The following is a 23,822-nucleotide window of genomic DNA, read 5'->3' as shown; positions in this document are numbered from 1 at the left end:
GGATTATTCCCAACCCGCTTCGTTGAAGATCTGCTGTGCCAGCGGCAGGTTGCCCGCGACGGCCGCGAGGCTCACGTCATCGGCTTCGAACGCGCCCAGTTCCTGCGCCGAGGGGGCAATCGCCACGCCTTCGACCACGGGGTATTCGTCGTTGCCGGCGCTGAAGTATTCCTGCGCCTGATCCGAGGCGAGGTACTCCATGAAGGCAATCGCCGCATCCAGATGGGGTGCGTTTGCCGCGACACCGCCGCCCGAGAGGTTCACGTGCGCTCCGTTGCCGCCCTGATCGGGGAACACCCAACCGATGTTGGCGCGATCTTCCTCGCTCAGACCTTCCACGTCGCGACGGATCGCGCGGGCCATGTAGTAGGTGTTGGAAACGGAGATGCCGCATTCGCCGGAGACGAGGCCGCGCAGCTGGTCGGTGTCACCGCCCTGCGGGTCACGCGCCATGTTGGCGACAACGCCGTTCGCCCATTCGCGCGCGGCTTCCTCGCCGTGGTTCTCGATGATCGAGGCCAGCAGCGTCTGGTTGTAGGTGTTGGTCGAGGAGCGGATGCAGACGAGGCCTTCGTAGGCGGGGTCGGCCAGCTCGAGGTAGGTCTGCGGCGGGTTCTCGACGCGCTCGGTGTCGTAGAAGATGATCCGCGCGCGCTGCGAGAATCCGAACCAGAGGTTGTCATCGTCGCGCAGGTTGGCGGGGATGCGCTCGGCCAGAACGTCGCTTTCGATCGGCTGCAGAACGCCCATGTCGGCGGCGCGCTGCAGGCGCGAAGTGTCGACGGTCAGGAAGACATCGGCGGGGGAGTTCTCGCCCTCCGCGTCCATCCGCGCGATCAGCTCGTCGGCGTTGCCTTCGATGCGGTTGATCGTGATGCCGGTCAGCTCGGTGAAATCCGAGTAGAGCCGCTCGTCGGTTTCATAGTGACGCGAGGAGTAGAGGTTCAACTCCTGCGCCTGGGCGGCGAGGGCGGTGGACATGAAAATCGTGGTGCCCAGAAGGGCGGTCAGCGTGCGAGTCATAAGGTGCTCCGTTATTCCGACTAAAACTGTCGGATGCTTTCAAGCGGAGCAGAAGCGGCGCGTCAACCCTATTCCGACAGAATTAATCGGATACAGGCCCCCTTGCAGCCGCGCGGAGGGCGCGTAAGGTCGCGTCGCGGAGCCGGGAGGAGGTAGCTAACCATGCGCGCCGGTTTGACTTTTCTGATCATCGCTTATTGCCTCAGCCAGTTTTTCCGGGCGTTTCTCGCCGTTCTCGCGCCGGTGTTGCGGGGCGAACTGGGGACGACGACGGAAGATCTTTCGACCGCATCCGGCCTCTGGTTCGCGGCTTTCGCCCTGATGCAATTGCCCGTCGGGTGGGCGCTCGACACGCTCGGACCACGACGCACGGCGGCCAGCCTGTTCCTGCTCGGGGCGGCGGGCGGCTGCGTCGTCTTCGCGACCGCGCAAGGCCCGGGCGGCATCATCCTCGCCATGGGCCTGATCGGCATGGGCTGCGCGCCGATCCTCATGTCGACCTACTACATCTTTGCCCGCAACTTCTCAGCCGCCGTCTTCGGCACGCTGGCCGGGATCACCGTGGGGGTCAGCTCCCTCGGCAACCTGCTGTCGGCAGCGCCGCTGGCATGGGTCGTGTCGGAACTGGGCTGGCGCGAGACGCTTTGGCTGGCGGCAGGCTTCACGCTCCTCATCGGCCTTGGCATCTTCGCCTTCGTCCGCGATCCGGCCAAGCCCGAGGGCGAGGCCCACGGCAGCTTTGTTGAACTGCTCCGCATCCGGGCGCTTTGGCCGATCTACGTGGGCATGTTCGTCTGCTACGCGCCTTCGGCGGGGATACGCGGGCTCTGGATCAGCCCCTATGTCAGCGATATTTTCGGCGCGACACTGCAACAGGTGGGCTTTGCCACGCTGGCGATGGGACTGGCGATGGTGGCGGGCAATATCCTCTACGGCGTGGCCGACAGGCTCATGCCGAGCCGCAAGTGGAGCATCGTTGCCGGCAACCTTGCCGTCGCCGCGCTTCTCCTGACGTTCTACCTCCTTCCGCCCGCGAGCTTTGCCATCGCCGTGGCGATGTTCGTCGCCATCGGCACGTTCGGGGCGTCCTATCCGGCGGTCATGGCGCATGGGCGCGAGTTCTTGCCGCATCACCTGACGGGGCGCGGCGTGAGCCTGTTGAACCTGTTCGGGATGGGCGGCGCAGGGGTCATGCAGTTCGCCTCGGGCCCGACCTACGCGGGGCTTCGCGAGACCCTGGGCAGCGAGGCCGCCTATGGCGCGCTGCTGGCAATCCTGTCGGCGGCGATCCTTCTGGGGCTCGCCGCCTACGTTTTCTCTAAAGAGCGGCCGGCTTAGGCCGCCTTGGACCGACGCGGACGACGCGGTTTGCGCGAGGGGCCATTGCCCGCTCCGCCGCCGCTCTTGCCCTGCGGTTTGCGACCACCGCCACCACCGCCACCGGGACGGCCACCACCGCCACCGCGACGACGCCCGCCACCCTGAGGCTTCTCGGCTTTCACCGCTTCGGGACGCGTGCCCGAGGCAACGGGGATCGAGATCTTCATCAGCTTCTCGATCTGCACCAGAAGATCGACTTCCTCGGCGGAACAGAAGGCAATCGCCTCACCCTCGCGCCCGGCGCGGGCCGTCCGGCCAATGCGGTGCACGTAGTTGTCCGGCGTGTCGGGCAGCTCGTAGTTGATGACATAGGCGACGCCGGGGATGTCGATGCCCCGCGCGGCAACGTCGGTCGCCACGAGGATCTTGATCTGCCCCTCGCGGAACGCCTTGATCGCGCGGTCGCGCTGGCCCTGGCTCTTGTTGCCGTGGATCGAAGCGGCGTTGAAGCCGTCCGCGACGAGGCCTTTCATCAGCTTCTCGCAGCCGTGCTTGGTGCGCCCGAAGACCAGCACCAGCGCCTCGGGATCCTGGCTCAGGATCTCGCGCAGTTTCGCGGGTTTCGCAGGCTTGGGCATGAAATGCACCGATTGCGTGATCTTGTCCGCAGCCTTGCCCGGAGGCGAGACCTGCACCCGCTTCGGATCGGTCAGATAGGCGCGCGACAGTTCCTCCATCTGCTTCGGCATGGTGGCCGAGAACAGCATCGTCTGGCGCGGCGTACCCAAGGCAGGTGCAATCTTGCGCAGCGCGTGGATGAAGCCGAGGTCGAGCATCTGGTCGGCCTCGTCCAGCACGAGGTGCTTGACGGTGGACAGATCAATCGCGCGGCGATCCATCAGGTCCATCAGGCGGCCCGGCGTGGCGACGAGAATATCAGTGCCCCGCGACAGGGTGGAAATCTGGCGGCCAATGCTCTGCCCGCCGACGACGGTCGCGATCTTCACCGGCGTGTTCTGGGTGAACACCCGCAGGCTGTCGGCGATCTGGTTCACCAGTTCACGCGTCGGCGCAAGGATCAGGGCGCGCGCCGTCTTCGGCTCGGGCTTGCCGTGCAGGGACAGCAGATGCTCCAGCAGGGGGAGGCCGAACGCCAGCGTCTTGCCGGTGCCGGTCTGGGCAAGGCCCATGATGTCGTGGCCTTCCAGCGCCAGCGGAATCGCCTGGTTCTGGATCGGGGTGGGCTTGTCGAAGCCCGCGGTCTTGAGGGTCTTGGAGAGGATCGGCTTCAGGCCGAGCATATCAAAATCGAACAAATCGTATCCTTCATGACGCGCACCAAGGCACGCGTCGAATGCACCACAAGACAGTGGTGCGGCTAGGGTGCGACCGGGCGGCTCATCCGCCGATCGTCAGAGCCCTGCGTGATGGGGGTCTTGGAAACTGTGTCGGGCTGTGGGCCCTTCGCCAAATCAGCGGCGGGGGGCGACTGCTCACGCGGCAGTGCAGCATCGATAGGGTCCAGATGGGGGAGTTGCGCGGATAAGTCAAGCTTTGTGACCAAAGGCACTTCATCGGCACGAATGGCACCCTTCAGGATTCTTCACGCCGACCGCTCTTCCCTTGCCTATGGGCTTCCAGTATGTGCCGCAGCATCCAACCAAAGGATCAAGACAATGGGTTATAAAGTCGTCGTTGTGGGCGCCACCGGGAACGTGGGCCGCGAAATGTTGAACATTCTGGACGAGCGCCAGTTTCCGATCGATGCGATCGAGGCGCTGGCCTCGCGCAAATCCATCGGGACGGAGTGCAGCTTCGGCGACAAGACCCTGAAGACAAAAGACCTCGACACCTTCGACTTCACCGGGTGGGACATCGCGCTGTTCGCGGTCGGCTCGGAAGCCACGAAGAAATACGCTCCCATCGCGGCGAAAGCAGGCTGTGTCGTGATCGATAACTCCTCGCTCTACCGCTACGACGCCGATGTGCCGCTGGTGGTGCCCGAGGTGAACCCCGAGGCGGTCGAGGGCTACGCGAAGAAGAACATCATCGCCAACCCGAACTGCTCCACCGCGCAGATGGTCGTGGCTCTCAAGCCGCTGCACGACCGCGCGAAGATCAAGCGCGTTGTGGTCAGCACCTACCAATCGGTTTCCGGCTCGGGCAAGGAAGCCATCGACGAGTTGTGGAAGCAGACCAAGGGCATCTACGTCCCCGGCCAGGAGGTTGCCCCCGAGGTCTACCCCAAGCAGATCGCCTTCAACGTGATCCCGCATATCGACGTCTTCATGGACAGCGGTGACACCAAGGAAGAATGGAAGATGGTCGCCGAGACGAAGAAGATCGTCGACCCCTCCATCAAGGTCACCGCCACCTGCGTGCGGGTTCCGGTCTTCGTCGGGCACTCGGAATCGATCAACATCGAGTTCGAGGATTTCCTCGACGAGGACGAGGCCCGCGACATCCTGCGTGAAGCGCCCGGCATCATGGTCGTCGACAAGCGCGAGGACGGGGGCTACGTCACCCCGATCGAATGCGTCGGCGATTTTGCCACCTTCATCAGCCGCATCCGTCAGGACGTGACGATCGAGAACGGCCTGAACCTCTGGTGCGTCTCCGACAACCTGCGCAAGGGCGCGGCGCTCAACGCCGTGCAGATCGCCGAGACCCTCGGCAAGCGCGTGCTCAAGAAGGGCTGAGGCCCCCACGGCGGGCCGGTTCCGAAACCGGCCCCCACACTTGCCCATCGAAAAAACTTGCGACCGGACCCAAGGATCGCGCTGCGACGCGCGTCTTATGGGTCAGAGCAACCGGTAGTGGTCCGGATTTCCGCCCCTTGGCAGGGCGGCTCTCCGGGCCAACACTGGCGGCAACCCCTATCGCAAGGACCTGAATTCGATGAAACGCTTCCTCCTGACCACCGCGCTCTGCGCCTCGTTCCCTCTCGCCGCCCAGGCCGATGACATCGTCATCCGGGCCGACCTGTCTCAGGCCACCGTCTTTGGCTCCGGCGCCGAGGTGTCGCGCACCGGCAGCGCCGTGATCCCCGAGGGGCGTCACCGCCTGCTGATCGCCGTGCCCGATCTCGACGCGGTCTCCCTGCCGCAGATCGCCGATGCCGACGGCGTCCGCTTCGGCCCGCCGCAGCCGCTCTACAATCACCCCATCGCCGAAGGCGCGCTGGATACCGAGGCGCAGGCCGCCGCCCGCGCCGCCTTGGAGCAAGCCGAAGACGCGCTGACCGAGGCGCAAGATGCCCTGACCCAGGCCGACGCCCGCATCCGCGCGATCGAGACGCAGCAAGGCTACATCGCCGCGATCCTCCGGGGCGGCGAAAACGGTGTCGCGATGCCGGACGACCCGGAGCAGGTGGCGCAGTTCCTCGCGACCCTTGGCGCAGAAACCGCGCGGCTCGCGCAAGAGATGCTCGACGCGCAGGTGGCCCGCCGCGACCTTGCCGAAACCGTGACCGACGCGCAGCGCGCCTATGCCGAGGCCTCCCAGGCGCTTCAGGTCCTCTCGCCGTTCCACCAACAGATCAACGCCATCGCGGTCGATGTTGTCGCCACGGAAGAGACGGATATCGACGTGGTGCTGGATTACTTCACCCGCAATGCCGGGTGGCGTCCGAGCTACGAGCTGAACCTCGATACCGAGAGTGGCGAGCTTGCCATCGACCGCTTCGTCACGCTGCAAACCCACGGCCCCGCTCGCTGGCAGGATGTCGACGTGGTGTTCTCCACCGCGACGCCGGATCGCCAGCGCGTCCCGTCCTCCCTCGTCTCCCGGCCGGCGCGCATTTTCGAGCCTGCCGACGCCGAAGGCGGTGCCATCGCCCGCACGATGGAAATCGCGGACGCCGCCTCCAGCCCCGCACCGGTTCCGACCGCGGGCTATGCCAGCAGCGCGCCCGTCGTCGTGGCCGAGGAATTCGCCGTGACCGCGAATTTCACCGGGTTGTCCATCACCTACGCCTATCCCGAAGCGGTGAGCGTGCCGGTGACGGGAGAGGTTCTTCTGGCCTTCGACACCGTCGATCTGGAGGTGGAGCAGGAAAACCGCGCCGTTCCGCGCTATGACGAAACGGCCTTCCGCATCGCCTTGGTCGAGAACGACAGCGGTGAACCGATCCTGCCGGGCGAGGCGCGCTTCTACCGGGACGGCGCCTTGATGGGTGAGGGCGCGATGCCTCTCATCCCCGCAGGCGCGGAGGCAGAGATGGCATTCGGCGCGCTCGATCACCTGCAACTGACGTGGATCGACCGGTCTCTGGCCGAGGGCGATCGCGGCCTTTTCGTCAGTTCCACCACGCAATCGCGCGAGATTGCCTTCGGCGTGGAGAATACCGGCACCGAAAGCGAAAGCGTCCGCATCCTCTACGCCACGCCCTTCGCCGAGCAGGAGGATCTGGAGCTTGACCTCACCCTCAACCCGCGTCCCACCGAAGAGGACGTGGAGGATGAGCGCGGCATTCACGCATGGGATATGGAAGTCGGCTCCGGCGAGGAACGGCTGATCGAGATGACGGTCGAGTTCGAATTCCCCGAAGGGCACGTTCTGGACTGGCGTCCTTGAATGGCGGGGGCAAACGTCCCTGACAGATGACTGACGCTCACCCGGGTCCGGAAACGGGCGCGGGTGAGTGCATCAAACCGACGGGCGTCAGCCTTCAGCCTTCGACCGTTTCCTCAAGCCGGGCCAATCCGCGCTCGTAGTCCGCGCCGACCCATCCGTCCATCATCAGGCCGAACCAGCGCCCGATGGGACCGCCGCCCATGTCGGCCAGCATGCCCCACGTCACGCGCGTGCTGTCACCCTCGGGCGTCAACCGCCACCAGGCTTCCGCCGTGCCCATGTCGCCGAAATCGAGAGCCGTGCGCACGCTTTCGTTCTCGACCGACTCGACAATTTCCTGCCGCCCATTGCCGACGTTGGGATGTTCCGACGTCCACTCCATCACGTTGCCGACGCCTTCCTCCGGGCCGGAATAGGCGACCTGCATTTCAGGGTCGATCCCGCTCCACGGTGACCATTCCGAGAAGGCCTGAAGCGAGTTGAGATGGGGGAAGACCTCCTCCGGCGGGGCGTCGACGATCACCTCACGCTCGACAGAGACATAGCGGGGCAAAAGCATACCCACGATGACGACGACGGCCACAAGGGCGACCAATCCAATCAGGATGTTTCGGATCAAGCGCATGGGGTCCTCCGGGCTCTCGGGATCAAAATCCCCCGAATGATACCACGACACGCGGCGCTTGCGCCAATAATCATGCGGGACGACCGCGCATGACGCTCCAAAAAAGGCGGCGGACCGTTGCGGCCCGCCTGCCCGAACGCGTTCTAGAGCGGCACGAAGCTGCGGCCGCTGCCGTCCACCGTTTCGAACTCCATATCGTCGATATGGGCCCACAACCCGTGCAGCGAAACCTCGCCCGCATCGACGGCTTCCTTGACGTAGGGATAGCTGAGAAGGTTTTGCAGGCTCACGTGGATGCCCTCTTTCTCCAACGCGGTCTGGCGGCTGTCAGGGTCAGTGACATCCGCGATGGCGTCATATCCGGGGCGGAGCACGTCAAGCCAGCGGCCGATCAGGCTTTCGGGCTTCTCGAACTCGGGCGCCGTGCCCTCGCACATGGAGATACAGCCCGCGACGCCGCCGCATTGGGAGTGTCCCATCACCAAAATATGCTTAACTTTAAGGTGTTTCACCGCGAATTCCACGGCGGCGCCGGTGCCGTGGTGGTTGCCGTCCGGCGTGAAGGGCGGCACGAGGTTGGCGATGTTGCGGTGAATGAAAAGCTCTCCCGTGCGCTGCCCGAAGATCGAGTTGATCTCCAACCGGCTGTCACAGCAGGCAATAACCATCGCGCGCGGGTTCTGGCCTTCGATCGCCAGCTTGCGGAACCAGTCCAGTTTTTCCGGGCGAACGTTGGCCTTCCATTCGTTGTAGCGCTCGAGGAGATAGGCGGGCAGAGAGTGTACGCGGTGCATCCGTCTTCCTTCATGAATGAGACTTCGGCCCTCTTAGCCTGAATTCTACGCGATTTGGAGATGCTTTTGCGCGCCGGGTAAATCTCTTCTTCAGCACAATCCGCCATACCCCTCGGCAGATCCCATGATTGGGCGTCCTGTGGTGGGGGCGAGTGGAAGTGGAGCGAGAGACATGCTGCTGACGGCTAGGGCCGAATTGTGCCCGACGATAACCGAAATCGCGCCGGAGGAACCCGCGCGGTTCAATCCGGAGTGCCTTGAAGAATTATGCCTGAAAATCGGAGAAGTCCGGGCCGAGGCGGAGGTGGCCCTCGCACTGCACCGGATCTCTGACCTGATGCCGAAGCTGACCGACATGCTGAGCAACAATCCGCAGGCCTTCGTGACGGGGATCGAAGGGCTGTGCAACGACGCGGAGCTGATCGGCATGGCAACCCTTGCCCGCGTGGCGCGGGACGTTTTGCAGACCTACAAATCGGGAAACCACGTGGCGCTTTCCGCCACCGTGGCCCGGCTCGACAGGGTGGGTGAGCGGTCGATTCATGCCGTCTGGGACCTCGAGGATCTTTCCGTCTGATCTGGCCTTGCAGAGCAGGCTCTGACCTATAGGCTAGCGCCGAACAACAACGGTGCGCTCCCTATGACGATGATGTTTGCAGAGGCCAGTTCGGTCGCCCTTCCAATTTTGCTCGTAAGCCCAGAGGCTTGCGAGGACGCTCTGGCTGATCTGCCAAAGGCGCAGGCTGAATGGGCGGCCTTCCACGGCTTCAAGGGAAGCCTCGGCCAGACCCTCGTGCTGCCCGGTGATGGGCTGGCCGGTGTGCTGATCGGCACCGGCTCGGCATCGGACCGCGCGCGCAAACGTTTCGCCATCGGCGCGGCCATCGCGGCGCTGCCCGAGGCGACCTATTCCCTCGAACACCTGCCAGAAGGGCAGGGCGAGGAAATCGCGCTTGGCTACCTCCTGTCGCTCTACCGATTTGATCGCTACCGCAGCCAGACGAAACCCAAGGCGCGCCTCGTTGCGCCCGAGGGGATTGATGCCGACCGCCTGCAGCTGATCGCCCAGTCCGAGGCGCTGACCCGCGACCTGATCAATACCCCCGCCGAAGAAATGGGCCCCGATGCGCTGGAAGCCGCTGTCCGCAACCTCGCCGACGAATTTGGCGCGACCGTCACCACCGTCGAGGGGGAGGCGCTTCTCGACCAGAACTTCCCGCTGATCCACACCGTGGGCCGCGCGGCGGCGAAAGCGCCGCGCCTGATCGAGATGACATGGGGCAGCGAAGGCCCGACCCTGACCCTCGTCGGCAAGGGCGTCTGCTTTGATACCGGCGGCTTGAACCTGAAGCCCGGCGCCTCGATGGGGATCATGAAGAAAGACATGGGCGGCTCCGCCAATGTGCTTGGCCTCGCGCGGATGATCATGGCCAGCGACATGGCGGTGCGCCTGCGCGTGCTGATCCCGGCGGTGGAAAACAACGTCGCCGGCAATTCCTTCCGCCCCGGTGATATCTTCACCGCGCGCAACGGCCTCACCGTCGAGATAAACAACACCGATGCCGAAGGCCGCCTCGTGCTGGCCGACGCGCTGGCCTATGCCTCGGAATCGCCACCCGATCTGCTGATCTGCATGGCGACGCTCACCGGTGCCGCCCGCGTGGCCGTCGGCCCTGACATCGCGCCGTTCTTCACCGATGACGATGCGCTCGCCGCAGCACTCTCCGCCGCCAGCGCCACGGTCGCCGACCCCTGCTGGCGCCTGCCTTTCCACGAGGCCTACGAGCCGATGATCGAGCCAGGCATCGCCGATCTCGACAACGCGCCCGCGGGCGGTATGGCGGGGTCGATCACCGCCGCGCTGTTCCTGCGACGCTTCGCGCCCGTGCCACGGTTTGCGCATTTTGACATCTACGGCTGGCAACGCACGAATGCCCCGGCCCGCCCGAAAGGCGGTGTCGGTCAAGGGATCCGCGCGCTGTTCAACGCATTGCCCGAGGTTCTTTCCGAATGAGCGATCCCCGCACCACGCCGTCCAACGGACGCGTCGCCCACACCTCTCTCAACGGCTCGGTCGAGGCCGAGCGCTATTCCGAGGGGCGTTGGATGATGGTTCAGCAACCCATCGCCAACCTCACCGACAAGCCCCGCGGTGCGCGGGCCTCGCAGCTGGTCTTCGGCGAGCGCTTCCTCGTTCTCGACAACGAGGATGGCTTCGCTTTCGGTCAGGCCGAGCGAGACGGATACGTGGGCTATATCCTGCAAGGCGCCCTGACCGGGGCTGAACCGGCGACCCATTGGGTGATCTCGCCGGCCACGCATCTTTACCCGAAGGCCAACATCAAGGTTTCGCCCGACGTATGCCTCTACTTCGGCAGTCAGGTGAAGGTGACGGGCGAGAGTGGGGCCTTCAAGCGCATCCACACCGGACACTTCATGCCGACGCAGCACCTCATGCCGATCAAGGCGCGGTTCGCGGACCCGGTCGGGATCGCGGATCTGTTCCTCGGCACGCCCTACCTTTGGGGCGGCACCAGCCGGTGGGGGATCGATTGTTCGGGTCTTGTGCAGGCCTGCCTGCTCGCCTGCGGGATCGATTGCCCGCGCGACAGCGACCAGCAGGAAGCCGTTCTGGGTGAGGATATCCCCGGCGACGCCGCCCTCAAGCGCGGCGATCTGATCTTCTGGAAAGGTCATGTCGGCATGATGGCGAGCGATCGGATGCTGCTCCACGCCAATGCGCACCACATGGCCACGGCGTACGAGCCTCTCAAGGACGCGGCCGCCCGGATCGAGGCAAATGAATTCGGGGCCATCACGTCGCGGAAGCGTTTGGCACTCGGGTAGCGCATCCTGGCAGGCCGACCCTCCGGGGGGAGTAGTAATGGCCAAGATGAAGGGAGCGGCTATTCCACGGCCCGGATCAGCTTGCGTTCCAGCACCCGAAGCACGGTCTTGAGGTCGTGCCCGCGTTTCAGGATGCGTCCGTCCATGCCGATCACCGCGTATTGTCCCTGCCGGTCACGCAGCTTGGGGCGCTTCTCGATCCGGTAGATCGGGTTCTCGGCGGTGCGTTTGAAGATCGAGAAGACGGCGACATCGCTCAGGTGGCTGATCCCGTAATCCCGCCATTCGCCCGCTGCCACCATGCGCCCGTAAAGCCCCAGGATCGGCGCGAGCTCTGTCCGGTGAAAGGCGACCTGATTTTGTGAGACGGTGCCCCCGGTGGGCTGGAACTGCATGACCATGGGAGAAGGGTGGGGCGTGAGGCGGGTCGGGTCAAGCTGTGGCGGGCGAAAAACGCGCGCAGCCTCGCGGAAAGGCCCGGCTCAGCCTGGCAGGCCGTCGATGCAGGGCAATTCGTGCAGCTTCTCGTCCCACCCGGCGCGAGAGCTGGTGCAGATATGCGCGTTGGGTCGCAGGGTGAGTTCGGTGTCGAGGGCGCCTGCCGGAACCGAAAGGATGCCGTCCTGCACGACTGGCAGGGCCGAGCCGCAGCGGCGGCAGAAGGCTTTCACGTGACGTGTGTCCGGCAGCCGGAAGGTTGCCACGTGTTCTCCGCCCGCCAGCCATTCGAGCTTCGCCGAAGTTGAGAAAAGGTTCGCCGAATGGGCCGAGCCGCTGTCCTTCCGGCAGCGCGTGCAATGGCAAAGGAAGAAATACTTGAACCCGCCCGTAATGCGAAATTCTACCGTTCCGCAAAGGCATGTGCCGCTTGCCGTCTCGTCCATCATTGGCCTCCTGCCGCGATCATTGTTGCAGGGGCAGAGTGACTCGACCGAACCGCGCTCTTCAAACGAAAAAGCCCCGCACGCCGGGTGCGGGGCTTTCGATGTCTTGAGGGGATCGCGGCTCAGGCGCGCACCAGGTCCTCATAGCTCTGCGCGATGTCGCGGGTCAGGGCGCCAACTTCAAAATTGTAGTCGGCGATCTGGCCTACCGGGGTGACCTCGGCGGCGGTGCCGGTCAGCCAGCACTGCTCGAAGCTTTCCAGCTCTTCCGGCATGATGTGGCGCTCGTGCACCTTGATCTGCTTCTCCTGCAGCATCCCGATGACGGTCTGCCGGGTGATGCCGTTGAGGAAGACGTCCGCCGTGGGGGTATGCACCTCGCCGTCCTTGACGAAGAAGATGTTCGCGCCGGTCGCCTCGGCCACGTAGTTGCGGTAATCCATGAACAGCGCGTCCGAGCAGCCCTTGGCCTCGGCCGCGTGCTTGGAGGTGGTGCAGATCATGTAGAGGCCGGCGGCCTTGGCGTGGACCGGGATCGTCTCGGGCGAGGGGCGCTTCCACTTGGAGATGTCGAGCTTCGCGCCCTTCATCTTGGCATCGCCGTAGTAGCTGCCCCACTCCCAGGCCGCGATGGCGAGGCGGACGGGGTTGCGGGCGGAGCTGACGCCCATGTCGTCGCCGGCACCGCGCCAGGCGATCGCGCGGATGTAGGCGTCGGTCAGGTTGTTGGCCTTCATCACCTCGTATTTCGCGGCCTCGATCTCGTCGACCGTCCAGGGGATCTCGAAATCGATGCAATTGGCCGAGTAGTGCAGGCGTTCGGAATGTTTGCGGCTCTCGAAGATCTTGCCGTTGTAGGCACGCTCGCCCTCGAAAACGCTGGAAGCATAATGCATCGCGTGGCTGAGCAGGTGGACGTTGGCAGAGCGCCAGTCGACAAGCGCGCCGTCCATCCAGATCATGCCGTCCCTGTCGTCATATCCTGCCATTGGTCCCGTCCCTTGTATGTGCCTAATACACAGGCAAAATTTCCAGAAATTGCGCAATCGAGGCCGGTTTCGGTCATAAAGTTACGCACACTGACGATTTGGCTAGCAATTGATTCTTGGAAAGTCAACAAGGCTGACATAAACTGGAAGAAACAGGAGGGACCGCATGTCAGACCGAGGCGCAGCGATGGGGCGAGACAGCTTGCTGTTCCTGACCGACGAGCAGTTGCGGCGCGGGATCGAGGCGATGTTCTTTGCCTATCGGGGTTTTACCGCTGATCCGGACCTGATCCTGGCCGAGCGGGGCTATGGCCGGGCCCACCATCGTGCGGTGCATTTCATCAGCCGGACGCCGGGGACGACGGTGAATAACCTGCTGTCGATCCTTGGTGTGACCAAGCAATCGCTGAACCGCGTGCTGCGGACGCTGGTTGAGGATGGGCTGGTCGAGGCGCGTGTGGGGATCAGGGACAAGCGGGAGCGGCATCTTTATCTGACCGAGGAAGGGGAGGCGCTGGAGCGCGCGTTGAGTGAATCGCAGCGGAACCGGATGCGCGCGGCCTTTCGCAATGCGGGGCCGGAGGCTGTTTCGGGGTTTCGCGCCGTTCTGGAGGAGATGATGGATCCGGACATGCGCCGCCATTACCTCGAGAACGTGGAGAAGGGGCAATGATGGATATCGGGGCGCACATCCTGATCGTTGACGACGATGAACGCATCCGGACGCTGCTTCAGAAATTCCTCATGCGGAACGGTTTCATGGCCACGGGGGCGCGCGATGCGGCGCATGCGCGTGTTTTGCTGGCGGGACTGAGCTTCGACTTGATCGTGCTGGACGTGATGATGCCGGGGGAGGACGGGTTGAGCCTGTGTCGCGGCATTCGGACCTCGGACGCGACGCCGATCCTGCTGCTCACCGCGAAGGGGGAGTCCGGGGATCGGATCGAGGGGTTGGAGGCGGGGGCCGACGATTACCTGCCGAAGCCTTTCGAGCCGAAGGAGCTTCTTTTGCGGATCAATGCGATCCTGCGGCGGATGCCGGCGCCGGTCGAGGATGCGACGGTGCCGCAGGTCCTCCACCTCGGGCCGGTGCGCTATGATATCGAGCGGGGCGAGCTGTGGCAGGGGCAGGATCCGGTGCGGCTGACGGCGACGGAGGCGGCGCTGATGCGGATCTTTGCCCACCAGCCGGCGGAGGCCCTGTCGCGGGGCGAATTGGTGAGCCTGCTGAATCGGGACAAGGTCGGGGGAGACCCTGTTCAGGAGCGGGCCGTGGACGTTCAGATCACCCGGCTGCGGCGCAAGATCGAGATGAATCCGAAGCAGCCGCGGTATCTTCAGACGGTCCGGGGGGCGGGCTACATGCTGGCCCCGGATTGACCCTGTTCAAGCTTGCACAATTCGCTAACCAGTTGATCCTCAACAAAATCTTGCCAGGCGTTAAGGTCTTGTTAACCAAGCCCATCGCCGGGCTCCCGTACATCCCCCTCACCTGAGACGCTACGCGCCGCGCGACGTGCAACTTCCTGCACGCTCTCGCAATTTCGGCCAAGCGGTCCTCGCACTCCCTCCCTGAGGCAGCTACATTGGCTCAAACGCCCCGCGCCGGCCTGTCGGCGCTGAACCCATGCTGCAACAGAACGGAAGCCTCTCCATGCTGATCGTCAACAACCCCTCGGGACTTCACCATGAAATGCCGGAAGGACACCCTGAACGCATCGCAAGGCTCGAGACGGTCTTCGCCGTTCTGACGGAGGTGGAGGCCGACCGCGTGGAAGCGCCGCTCGGGGTCGAGGACGACGTCGCGCTCTGCCATCCGCAGACCTATATCGACGCCATGCGCAACGCGATGCCGGAGGCAGGGCTCGCGCAGATCGATGCGGATACAAGCGCCTCGCCCGGCACTTGGGAGGCCGCGATGCGCGGGGTCGGGGGCTGCTTGCTGGCGGTCGACCGGGTGCTTTCCGGCGTCCACAAGCGCGCTTTCGTGGCGACGCGGCCGCCCGGACACCACGCGGAGAAGACCCGCGCCATGGGCTTCTGCCTGTTCGGCAACGTCGCAATCGCTGCGCGTCACGCGTTGGAGCGCCACGGCCTCGCCCGCGTGGCCATCGTCGATTTCGACGTCCACCATGGCAACGGTACGCAGGATCTGCTGTGGGACGAGCCCCGCGCCCTGTTCATCTCCAGCCACCAGATGCCGCTCTATCCCGGCTCGGGCGCGGTGCACGAGCGCGGCGCGTCCGACAACGTGATGAACCTGCCGCTGCCGCCGGGATCGGACGGGCAGGCGATGCGCTCGCGCTATGAAAGCCACGTCTTCCCCCGCCTGCGCGATTTCGAGCCGGAGATGATCTTCATCTCGGCCGGGTTCGACGCCCACGCCCGCGATCCGCTGGCGCAGCTCAACTGGGAGACCGAGGATTTCGCCTGGGTCACGCGCGAGCTGGTGAAGGTCGCGGAGGAGGTCTGCGAGGGGCGCATCGTCTCGACTTTGGAGGGCGGTTATGATCTTCAGGGGCTCGGCGACGGCGTGCTCGCCCATGTGACGGAACTGGAGGACCACGATGACCGATAAACCCATCGAGGAGATGAGCTTCGAGGATGCGATCCGCGAGCTGGAGCAGGTGGTGACCCAGTTGGACCGGGGCGATGTGGCGCTGGAGGATTCCATCAAGCTGTACGAGCGGGGCGCGGCGCTGAAAGCCCGCTGCGAGGCGAAGCTGAAAGAGGCCGAAGAAAAGGTCGCGCAGATCACCCTCGACGCGAACGGACAGCCGAAAGGCGCGACCCCGGTCGAGGGCCTGTAACAGGTGTTCAAGACGGCCTTGGGCGATGCGCAAACCCGCATCGGTGATTTCCTGACAGACCAGATGGCAGAGCTGGGCGCGGATAATATCGCGCAAGGCATGCGCTATGCGACGGCGGGCGGCAAACGCCTGCGCGGCTTTCTTGCGCTGGAAAGCGCGGCGCTGTTCGACGTGCCGCAAGCCCGCGCCCTTTACGCGGCGGGCGCGGTGGAATGCCTGCACGCCTATAGCCTTGTCCATGATGACCTGCCCGCGATGGATGACGACGATCTGCGGCGCGGCCAGCCCACGGTGCACAAGAAATGGGACGAGGCGACAGCGGTTCTGGTCGGCGACGCCTTGCAGAGCTTTGCGTTCGAGTTGCTGGGCCGCGAGGGGGCTGGCACGGCCGAAGAGCGCGTTGCGCTGGTGGCAAGCCTTGCGAAGGCCAGCGGCGCGCAGGGCATGGTGCTGGGGCAGGCGCAGGATATTGCCGCCGAGACCGCCGGGCGCGCTCTGACGCTGGAAGAGATCACCGAGTTGCAGGCCAACAAGACCGGGCGGCTGATCGAATGGCCCGCGCTATCGGGTGCGATCCTTGGCGGCGCGGACCCGGAGCCCCTGCGGCGCTACGCGGAAGCCATCGGGCTCGCCTTCCAGATCGCCGACGATGTGCTGGATGTGGAGGGCGACGCCGCCACCGCCGGCAAGGCGCTGCGCAAGGATGCGGAGGCCGGGAAGGCAACCTTCGTTTCCCTGCTGGGACTGGCCGAGGCCAAGGCCCGTGCGGCGGCCCTTGTGCAGGAGGCAACTGCGGCGCTTCGGCCCTATGGCGATAGGGCGCAGACACTTTGCGATCTGGCGCATTACATAGTAGCCCGTGACAAGTAGCCCCGCCCCCTTATGTAAAGGGACGTACCGCAGCCGAACCAAAGCAGGATCATGATGAGCGAGCGCCCGAAGACCCCTTTGCTGGACAAGGTACATTCTCCGCACGATCTCAAGGGGTTGAGCAATGTCGAGCTGGAGCGTCTGGCCGATGAATTGCGCGCAGAGATGATCTGGACGGTGAGCCAGACCGGGGGCCATTTCGGTGCCGGGTTGGGCGTGGTGGAGATGACGGTGGCGCTGCATGCGGTCTTCGACACGCCGCGCGACAAGCTGGTCTGGGATGTCTCGCACCAGAGCTATCCGCACAAGATCCTGACCGGGCGGCGCGACCAGATGCTGACCATCCGTCAGAAGGACGGGCTGTCGGGTTTCACCAAGCGCAGCGAGAGCGTTTATGATCCCTTCGGGGCGGCGCATTCCTCGACCTCGATCTCTGCCGCGTTGGGCTTTGCCGTCGCACGCGATCTGGGCGGTGACAGCGAGACCGGCCACGGGGATGCCATCGCGGTGATCGGTGATGGTGCCATGTCCGGTGGCATGGCCTTCGAGGCGATGAACAACGCGGGCCATCTGGGCAAGCGCTTGATCGTGATCCTCAACGACAACGAAATGTCGATTGCGCCGCCGACCGGTGCCATGTCCTCCTACCTCTCGCGGCTCTACGCCGGGGCTCCGTTTCAGGAGTTCAAGGCCGCCGCCAAGGGCGCGGTGTCGCTGCTCCCCGGCCCGTTCCAGGAGGGCGCGCGGCGGGCGAAAGAGCTGCTGAAGTCGGTGACCGTGGGTGGGACGCTGTTCGAGGAGCTCGGCTTCTCCTACGTCGGGCCGATCGACGGCCATGATATGGAGAGCCTCCTGTCGGTGCTGCGCACCGTGAAGGACCGCGCTGACGGGCCGATCCTGATCCATGCGATCACCAAGAAGGGGAAGGGCTACTCCGAGAACCGGCCCGACCGGGGCCATGCGACTGCCAAGTTCGACATCGCCACCGGTGAGCAGATGAAAGCGCCGTCGAATGCGCCGAGCTACACCAAGGTGTTCGCGCAGAGCCTGATTGCCGAGGCCGAGGATGACCCGAAGATCGTCGCCGTCACCGCCGCGATGCCCGACGGCACCGGGCTCGACCTGTTTGCCGAGCGGTTCCCGAGCCGGTGTTTCGACGTGGGCATTGCCGAGCAGCATGGCGTCACCTTCGCCGCCGGGATGGCCGCGGGCGGGTTGAAGCCCTTCGCGGCGATCTACTCGACGTTCCTGCAACGCGGCTACGATCAGATCGTCCACGACGTCGCGATCCAGCGCCTGCCGGTGCGTTTCGCCATCGACCGCGCCGGGCTGGTGGGGGCGGACGGCTGCACCCACGCCGGCAGCTACGACATCAGTTTCATGAGCAACCTGCCCGGCATGGTGGTGATGGCCGCCGCCGACGAGGCCGAGCTGCGCCACATGGTCCGCACTGCGTTGGAGATCGATGATCGCCCCTCGGCTTTCCGCTTCCCGCGCGGCGAGGGCGTCGGCGTCGACCTGCCCGAGCGCGGGCAAGCGCTGGAGATCGGCAAGGGCAGGATGATTCAGGAGGGCGCGCGGGTCGCGATCCTCAATTTCGGCACCCGCCTGAAGGAGGTTCAGGAGGCCGCCGAGACCCTCACCGCTCGCGGCATCACCCCGACCATCGCCGACGCCCGCTTCGCCAAGCCGCTCGACGAGGCGTTGATCCTGCAACTCGCCCGCCACCACGAGGCGCTGATCACCGTCGAGGAAGGCGCTGTCGGCGGCTTCGGCTCTCACGTGGCGCAATTGTTGGCCGAGAAGTGCATCTTCGACACCGGGCTAAAATACCGCTCCATGGTGCTGCCCGACATCTTCATCGACCAGGCCAGCCCGCGCGACATGTATGCGATTGCCGGGATGAATGCCGAGGACATCGTGGCTAAGGTGCTCACCACCCTCGGCGTCGAGGTTCTGAGCCAGCGCGCCTAAGCGCGCGAGAAGCGGGCGGCGAGTTCGACGTGGGGTGACCAGAGGAACTGGTCCACCGGCTGCACCCAGTCGAGCGTGTAGCCCGCCGCCACCAGCATCGCCGCGTCGCGGGCAAAGGTGACGGGGTTGCAGGAAACGGCGGCGATTACCGGCACACCGGCTTTCGCGAGCTCGGCAGTTTGCGCCTCGGCCCCGGCGCGGGGCGGGTCGATGACGACGGCATCGAACTTGGCCAGTTCGTCCGGCAGCATCGGGCGGCGGAACAGGTCGCGTTTTTCCCAGGTGATTGGCTTCAGGCCCGTGGCGTGCCGTGTCGCGTGATCGAGCGCGTCGAGCAGGTCCGGCGCGGCCTCCACCGCGTGGACCGAGGCGCTTTGCGCCAGTGGCAGGGCGAAAGTGCCGATGCCGCAGAATAGGTCGGCGATATGTCGGGCCTCGCCAACAGCCTCGCTGACGGCGGCCTGCAGGGCAGCCTCGCCCGCGGCGGTCGCTTGCAGGAAGGCGCCCGGTGGCGGGATCACGCGGGCGGTGCCGAGGGTCAGGCGCGGCGGGGTCTCGGTAAACACCGGCTCGTCACCCCAGGTCAGCCGTGAGAAACGCCCGCCCGCCACCTGCGGCAGGCTCGCGCGGAGCGGCCCGTCGAGGGGTTTTGCGCCAGTCACGTGCAGGTCCACTCCGGTCTCGGTCAGCGTGACGGAGAGGCCGAGCGTCGCCGAGCGGGAGGCGCCGACCTTCACGATCTCTTCCAGCGCCGGCAGCACCTCCAGCAGGGCCGGCTCCAGCAGCAAACAGTCTCTGATCGGCACGATGGTGCCTGATTTCCGAGCGTGGAAGCCGACCAATGCGCCCTTCTTGGTGCGCGTTCCGGCCAGCGTCGCGCGGCGGCGTGACCGCGGCGGCGAGGTCACGATCGGACGCAGGGGCGCGGGCAGGTCGTGGGCCTGCAGGGCCTTGGCGATCACCTCTTCCTTCCAGCCCGCGACAAAGCCATCAGCGGCGTGCATCAAGCTGCAGCCGCCGCAGGCCTTATAGTGGGGGCAGGGGGCCTTCACCCGCTCGGTCGAGGGGGTGAGGATTGCCGGGGCGGCAAGGCGGTCGCCCTCGATTTCGCCGGACACGCGCTCTCCTGGCAGGGTGAGCGGCACGAAGACCGGCGCGCCCGAGGCGTCCTCGGCGATGCCGTCGCCGTGGTGGCCGAGGCGTTTGATCGTGACTTCAACCATGGGGCACCGGGTCAAAAGGAAGGGTGGCGTTCATGGGAGACCTTTGCGGCAAAGCGCGCGGCGGGACAAGACCCGCGCCGCCTACTGGGCGGCGGCGGTTTCGTCCTCCAGCCCGATGAAGCCGCCCGATTGCCGGTTCCAGTAGCGGGCATAGAGACCGTTCTGTGCCAGAAGCTCCTCATGAGTGCCATCCTCGGCGATCCGGCCATCGTCGAGCACGATGATCCGGTCCATCGCCGAGAGGGTCGAGAGCCGGTGCGCGATGGCGATGACGGTCTTGCCCTCCATGACGCTGTGGAGCGTATCCTGAATAGCGGCCTCGACCTCGGAATCGAGCGCGCTTGTCGCCTCGTCCAGCACCAGCACCGGCGCGTCCTTGAGGAAGGCCCGCGCGAGCGCCACGCGCTGCCGCTGCCCGCCCGAAAGCTTCACGCCGCGTTCACCAAGGAAGGCGTCATAGCCGGTGTTGCCGCGGTGGTCGCGCAGGCCGAGGATGAAGTCATGGGCCTCGGCGCGCTTTGCGGCCTCGATCACCTCGGCCTCGCTCGCATCGGGGCGGCCGTAGAGGATGTTGTCGCGCGCGGTGCGATTGAACATGGCGGTGTCTTGCGTGACCATGGCGATCTGCTGGCGCAGGCTGTCCTGGGTCACGTCGCGCACGTCGGTGCCATCGACAAGGATTCGACCCTGTTCCGCATCATAGAGCCGCATCAACAGCGCTACGAGAGTGGATTTCCCGGCACCGGAAGCGCCCACCACGCCCAGTTTCTCACCCGGTTCAATGGAGAGGTCGATCCGGTCGATCCCGCCCGAGCGTTGCCCGTAGGCGAAGGAGACCCCCTCGAACCGGATCGCGCCGCTGAGCCGGGGCAGGGGCCCTGCGTCGGGCGCGTCGGTCAGCCCGTGGGAGGGGGTGAGCGTGCGCATGCCGTCCTCCAGCTCCCCGATATTGGCGTAGATCCCCATCAGCGTGAAGGAGACCCACCCGGTCATCTGCGAAATCCGCATCGAGATGGCCCCGATGGCGGCGATGTCGCCGGGGGTGGCCTGCCCGTTCTGCCACATCCAGACGCCGCCGAGCACTAGGGCCACCGGCAGCATCCCGGCGGTCGTCATCAGCGCGAAACGGAAGCCAGTGGACAGCGTGCCGAAGCGCAGCGCGGCGGTGCGGTAGCCGTCCATCGCACCGATGGCGGCGGAATCCTCGTGATCGGTATGGCCGAACAGCTTCACCGTCTTGATGTTGGTGATCGTGTCGACGACCTGCCCCGTGACGTTGGCGCGGGTCGCGGCACGGGCCTTGGCGCGGACCCGGATGCGCGGCAGATACCAGCGGATCATCAAGAAATAGAGCCCGCACCAGAGCACAAGCGCAGCGGCGATGCGCCAGTCGATCGCCACCAGCAGGACGACGGTGCCCATCAGCGTGATGATCGCATAGGCGGCGGCGTTGATGACCTCGGTCACGATGTTGACCAGCGCGGTGGCGGCCTGCATCTGCTTCTGCGCCACGCGCCCGGCGAAGTCGTTGTCGAAGAATGTGATGTCGTGGCCGAGCGTCCAGCGGTGCAGGCGCGACTGCACCAGCGGCGCGATGTTGGGCGGCAGGACGATGCCGGTGAACGCGGCGGAGGTGCCGAAGAAGAGCGGCCGCACGAGCAGGTAGAACAGGATGTAGCCCGCGATCAGCAGCCCGTTGCTGGCGAGGTAATCGGCGGTCCCGCCAGAGGTCGTGTCGATGAGCGCGCCGAGATACCACGCGGCGGCGACCTCCATCAGGCCGGCGAGCCCGGAGAAAAGCGCGGCGACGATCATGATCGGCCAGGCGCCGGCAAGGCACCACTTGATGAATGGCCAGAGGCTTTGGGGCGGCGGGCCCTCGGCCTCGGCGAAGGGGCGGACGAGGCCGGAAAGCCAGTCTACCACGCGGATTAGAGCCTGTTTCATGCTGGTTCCGATGCCTCTTCGTCGATCCCGATAAAGCCGCCCGACTGGCGCGCCCAGAAGCTGGCATATAGGCCGCCCAACGCCAAAAGCGCGCTATGGGTGCCCTCCTCCACGATCTTTCCGTCATCCATGACGACGATCCGGTCCATCTGCGCGATGGTCGACAGGCGGTGAGCAATGGCGACGACGGTCTTGCCCTCCATCACGCCGTAGAGGGTCTCCTGAATCTGCGCCTCCACCTCGGAGTCGAGCGCGCTGGTGGCCTCGTCCAGCACGAGGATCGGCGCGTTCTTGAGGATCACGCGGGCGAGCGTCACACGCTGGCGCTGCCCGCCCGAAAGCTTGACGCCACGCTCGCCGACATGGGCATCGTAGCCCTGCCTGCCTTGGGGGTCTTCGAGGTCGAGGATGAATTCGTGCGCCTCGGCACGCTTGGCGGCGGCGATCATCTCCTCCTCCGAGGCGCCGGGCGCGCCGTAGAGGATGTTGTCGCGCACCGAACGGTGGAGAAGCGAGCTGTCCTGCTGCACCATACCGATGACGGAGCGGAGGCTGTCCTGCTGGACCTTCGCAATGTCTTGCCCGTCGATCAGAATCCGACCCTGTTCAGCGTCGTAGAACCGCAACAGCAGCTTCACGAGCGAAGATTTGCCCGCGCCGGACCGTCCGACGAGGCCAATTTTCTCGCCGGGGCGGATGGTGAGGGTGATGTCGTCGATCCCGCCCGTGGCGCGGCCGTAGTGGTGGCTGAGGTTCTCCAGCCGGATCTCGCCCCGCCGCAGGTCGAGCGGCACGGCATTCGGCGCGTCGACGAGGTCGATGGGCTCGGTGATCGTCTCCATCCCCTCGGCCACGACGCCGAGCGCGCGGAAGAAGGTGGAGACGGCCCACATGATCCAGCCGGTCATCGCCGAGAGCCGGAGCGCCAACGCCGTAGCCGCCGCCACCACACCGACCGAGGCCGCGCCCTGTGCCCAAAGCGCGATGCCCCACCCGACGACCGCGACGATGAGGAAGCCGTTGAGGGTGACGAGCAGCACGTCCATCAGCGTGAAAATCCGCATCTCGCGCGCGAAGGTCTGGCGGGTGTCCTCGATCGCCTCTTTCGCGTAGGCGAGTTCGGCGTCGTGGTGGGCGAAGAGCTTCACCGAATGGATGTTGGTATAGCTGTCCACGACCCGCCCGGTGGTGTTGGAGCGCGCGTCGGCGGAGGCTTTCGATGCCGGGCCGACGCGGCGCATGGTCCAGCGCAAGAGCACCACGTAGAGGCCGAACCACAGCACCAGCGGCAGGGCGAGGCGGGGGTCGGAGCTGGTCAGCAGGAAAGCCGCGCCGACGAGGTAAGCGAGCGAGAAGGTGATCGCGTCGAAGACCTGAAAGATCGCGTCTCCGGCGCTGCCGGGCGTCTGCATGATGCGGTTGGCGATCCGGCCCGCGAAGTCGTTCTCGAAAAAGCCGACCGACTGGCGCAACACCTGTTTGTGCGCCCGCCAGCGGACCAGCGCGCCGAATTGCGGCAGGATCGCGTTGTTCAAGAGCGCCACGTCGAGGCCTTGCAGCACGGGGCGGAGTGTCAGGATGAAGACGGCGGCGAGGATCAGCTCCAACCCATATGCCGACAGCACCTCGGCCGGTTCGCCGCCCGACAAGATGTCGACCACGCGGCCCATGTACCAGATCAACCCGATCTCGATCGCCGCGACGACGACCGACATGAAGGCAGTCACCGCAAAGAGGCCTTTGAACGGCTGAGAATACTCCCAAAGGAACGGCCAGAGCCGGCGCGGGGGGCGATCCTGATCATCATGGGCGACGTAGGGATCGACGAGATTTTCAAATTTTCTGAACATGACATTTCCCGTGTCAGGCCAGAGATATAGCGCCCCTGCGACGGAAAGGCCATGCGGTGCGGGACGGGGCGTGGCGTGTCCCGACATCCCC

22 protein-coding genes are annotated in these 23,822 nt (G+C 65.4%); 12 read left to right on the top strand and 10 right to left on the bottom strand.

The window, feature by feature from the left end:
* Positions 1 to 3 precede the first annotated feature (3 nt).
* On the bottom strand, positions 4 to 1,023 hold the full coding sequence (locus KYE46_RS01520; RefSeq protein WP_219002988.1) for an extracellular solute-binding protein: 1,020 nt from the start codon (positions 1,021 to 1,023) through the stop codon (positions 4 to 6).
* 162 nt (positions 1,024 to 1,185) lie between these two features.
* Here KYE46_RS01520 and KYE46_RS01515 point away from each other — a divergent pair, with 162 nt between their 5' ends.
* Entirely contained in the window at positions 1,186 to 2,361 is a 1,176-nt protein-coding gene (locus tag KYE46_RS01515) for an MFS transporter (protein ID WP_219002986.1), read from the top strand.
* Here the strand turns inward: KYE46_RS01515 and KYE46_RS01510 are convergent.
* Positions 2,358 to 3,659 carry a DEAD/DEAH box helicase gene (locus KYE46_RS01510; protein WP_219002984.1) on the bottom strand — a complete coding sequence of 434 codons (1,302 nt, stop codon included), beginning with the start codon at positions 3,657 to 3,659 and terminating at the stop codon, positions 2,358 to 2,360. The genes KYE46_RS01515 and KYE46_RS01510 overlap by 4 nt on opposite strands.
* A 360-nt stretch (positions 3,660 to 4,019) precedes the next feature.
* On the opposite strand from KYE46_RS01510, the gene KYE46_RS01505 reads away from it, so the two are divergent.
* Entirely contained in the window at positions 4,020 to 5,042 is a 1,023-nt protein-coding gene (locus KYE46_RS01505; RefSeq protein WP_219002983.1) for an aspartate-semialdehyde dehydrogenase, read from the top strand.
* A 199-nt stretch (positions 5,043 to 5,241) separates the two neighbouring features.
* Entirely contained in the window at positions 5,242 to 6,918 is a 1,677-nt protein-coding gene (locus tag KYE46_RS01500) for a mucoidy inhibitor MuiA family protein (protein WP_219002982.1), read from the top strand.
* 94 nt (positions 6,919 to 7,012) lie between these two features.
* On the opposite strand, the gene KYE46_RS01495 is transcribed toward KYE46_RS01500, so the two are convergent.
* Positions 7,013 to 7,543: an SRPBCC family protein gene (locus KYE46_RS01495; protein ID WP_219002981.1), complete on the bottom strand. Its 531-nt coding sequence runs from the start codon at positions 7,541 to 7,543 to the stop codon at positions 7,013 to 7,015.
* Positions 7,544 to 7,686: 143 nt separating this feature from the next.
* Positions 7,687 to 8,337: a carbonic anhydrase gene (locus tag KYE46_RS01490; protein ID WP_219002980.1), complete on the bottom strand. Its 651-nt coding sequence runs from the start codon at positions 8,335 to 8,337 to the stop codon at positions 7,687 to 7,689.
* 172 nt (positions 8,338 to 8,509) lie between these two features.
* On the opposite strand from KYE46_RS01490, the gene KYE46_RS01485 reads away from it, so the two are divergent.
* The 3 genes from KYE46_RS01485 to KYE46_RS01475 all read left to right on the top strand — a co-directional run bounded on the left by KYE46_RS01485 (position 8,510) and on the right by KYE46_RS01475 (position 11,184).
* Positions 8,510 to 8,914, top strand: coding sequence for a hypothetical protein (locus KYE46_RS01485; protein WP_219002979.1), 405 nt, complete (start codon positions 8,510 to 8,512; stop codon positions 8,912 to 8,914).
* Positions 8,915 to 8,977: 63 nt separating this feature from the next.
* A complete protein-coding gene (locus tag KYE46_RS01480; protein WP_219002978.1) occupies positions 8,978 to 10,351 on the top strand; it encodes a leucyl aminopeptidase family protein in 1,374 nt (457 codons plus the stop codon).
* Positions 10,348 to 11,184, top strand: coding sequence for a C40 family peptidase (locus KYE46_RS01475; RefSeq protein WP_219002977.1), 837 nt, complete (start codon positions 10,348 to 10,350; stop codon positions 11,182 to 11,184). Before KYE46_RS01480 ends, KYE46_RS01475 begins: the two co-directional genes overlap by 4 nt.
* 59 nt (positions 11,185 to 11,243) lie before the next feature.
* Here the strand turns inward: KYE46_RS01475 and KYE46_RS01470 are convergent, their stop codons facing one another.
* The 3 genes from KYE46_RS01470 to KYE46_RS01460 form a co-directional block, all read right to left on the bottom strand.
* Positions 11,244 to 11,585: a DUF2794 domain-containing protein gene (locus KYE46_RS01470; protein ID WP_219002976.1), complete on the bottom strand. Its 342-nt coding sequence runs from the start codon at positions 11,583 to 11,585 to the stop codon at positions 11,244 to 11,246.
* Positions 11,586 to 11,666: 81 nt separating this feature from the next.
* Positions 11,667 to 12,068 (bottom strand): GFA family protein, encoded by a 402-nt coding sequence (locus KYE46_RS01465; RefSeq protein ID WP_219002975.1) that lies wholly within the window; start codon positions 12,066 to 12,068, stop codon positions 11,667 to 11,669.
* A 122-nt stretch (positions 12,069 to 12,190) separates the two neighbouring features.
* Complete coding sequence (locus KYE46_RS01460; RefSeq protein WP_219002974.1) at positions 12,191 to 13,057, bottom strand: branched-chain amino acid aminotransferase; 867 nt, start codon at positions 13,055 to 13,057, stop codon at positions 12,191 to 12,193.
* Positions 13,058 to 13,223: 166 nt separating this feature from the next.
* Between KYE46_RS01460 and KYE46_RS01455 the strand changes: the two genes are divergently transcribed.
* The 6 genes from KYE46_RS01455 to dxs all read left to right on the top strand — a co-directional run bounded on the left by KYE46_RS01455 (position 13,224) and on the right by dxs (position 18,711).
* On the top strand, positions 13,224 to 13,730 hold the full coding sequence (locus KYE46_RS01455; protein WP_219002973.1) for a MarR family winged helix-turn-helix transcriptional regulator: 507 nt from the start codon (positions 13,224 to 13,226) through the stop codon (positions 13,728 to 13,730).
* Positions 13,727 to 14,437, top strand: a complete 711-nt coding sequence (locus KYE46_RS01450) for a response regulator (protein ID WP_219002972.1) — start codon at positions 13,727 to 13,729, stop codon at positions 14,435 to 14,437. The genes KYE46_RS01455 and KYE46_RS01450 overlap by 4 nt, the downstream gene beginning before the upstream one ends.
* Before the next feature lie 247 nt (positions 14,438 to 14,684).
* Entirely contained in the window at positions 14,685 to 15,635 is a 951-nt protein-coding gene (locus KYE46_RS01445) for a histone deacetylase family protein (RefSeq protein WP_428845070.1), read from the top strand.
* Positions 15,625 to 15,867 carry an exodeoxyribonuclease VII small subunit gene (locus KYE46_RS01440; protein WP_219002971.1) on the top strand — a complete coding sequence of 81 codons (243 nt, stop codon included), beginning with the start codon at positions 15,625 to 15,627 and terminating at the stop codon, positions 15,865 to 15,867. Before KYE46_RS01445 ends, KYE46_RS01440 begins: the two co-directional genes overlap by 11 nt.
* 63 nt (positions 15,868 to 15,930) lie before the next feature.
* Positions 15,931 to 16,737, top strand: coding sequence for a polyprenyl synthetase family protein (locus KYE46_RS01435; protein WP_219004968.1), 807 nt, complete (start codon positions 15,931 to 15,933; stop codon positions 16,735 to 16,737).
* A 54-nt stretch (positions 16,738 to 16,791) separates the two neighbouring features.
* On the top strand, positions 16,792 to 18,711 hold the full coding sequence (gene dxs / locus KYE46_RS01430) for a 1-deoxy-D-xylulose-5-phosphate synthase (RefSeq protein ID WP_219002970.1): 1,920 nt from the start codon (positions 16,792 to 16,794) through the stop codon (positions 18,709 to 18,711).
* Here the strand turns inward: dxs and KYE46_RS01425 are convergent.
* The 3 genes from KYE46_RS01425 to KYE46_RS01415 form a co-directional block, all read right to left on the bottom strand.
* Positions 18,708 to 19,934: a class I SAM-dependent RNA methyltransferase gene (locus KYE46_RS01425; protein WP_219002968.1), complete on the bottom strand. Its 1,227-nt coding sequence runs from the start codon at positions 19,932 to 19,934 to the stop codon at positions 18,708 to 18,710. The two genes, dxs and KYE46_RS01425, sit on opposite strands and share 4 nt — an antisense overlap.
* A gap of 81 nt (positions 19,935 to 20,015) precedes the next feature.
* Entirely contained in the window at positions 20,016 to 21,881 is a 1,866-nt protein-coding gene (locus tag KYE46_RS01420; RefSeq protein ID WP_219002966.1) for an ABC transporter ATP-binding protein, read from the bottom strand.
* Entirely contained in the window at positions 21,878 to 23,731 is a 1,854-nt protein-coding gene (locus tag KYE46_RS01415; RefSeq protein WP_219002964.1) for an ABC transporter ATP-binding protein, read from the bottom strand. Before KYE46_RS01415 ends, KYE46_RS01420 begins: the two co-directional genes overlap by 4 nt.
* Between the last annotated feature and the right edge of the window lie 91 nt (positions 23,732 to 23,822).

It is taken from the genome of Gymnodinialimonas ceratoperidinii, assembly GCF_019297855.1.
GTDB classification, from domain to species: Bacteria; Pseudomonadota; Alphaproteobacteria; order Rhodobacterales; family Rhodobacteraceae; genus Gymnodinialimonas; species Gymnodinialimonas ceratoperidinii.
This window is presented reverse-complemented; position numbering and strand designations above follow the sequence as displayed.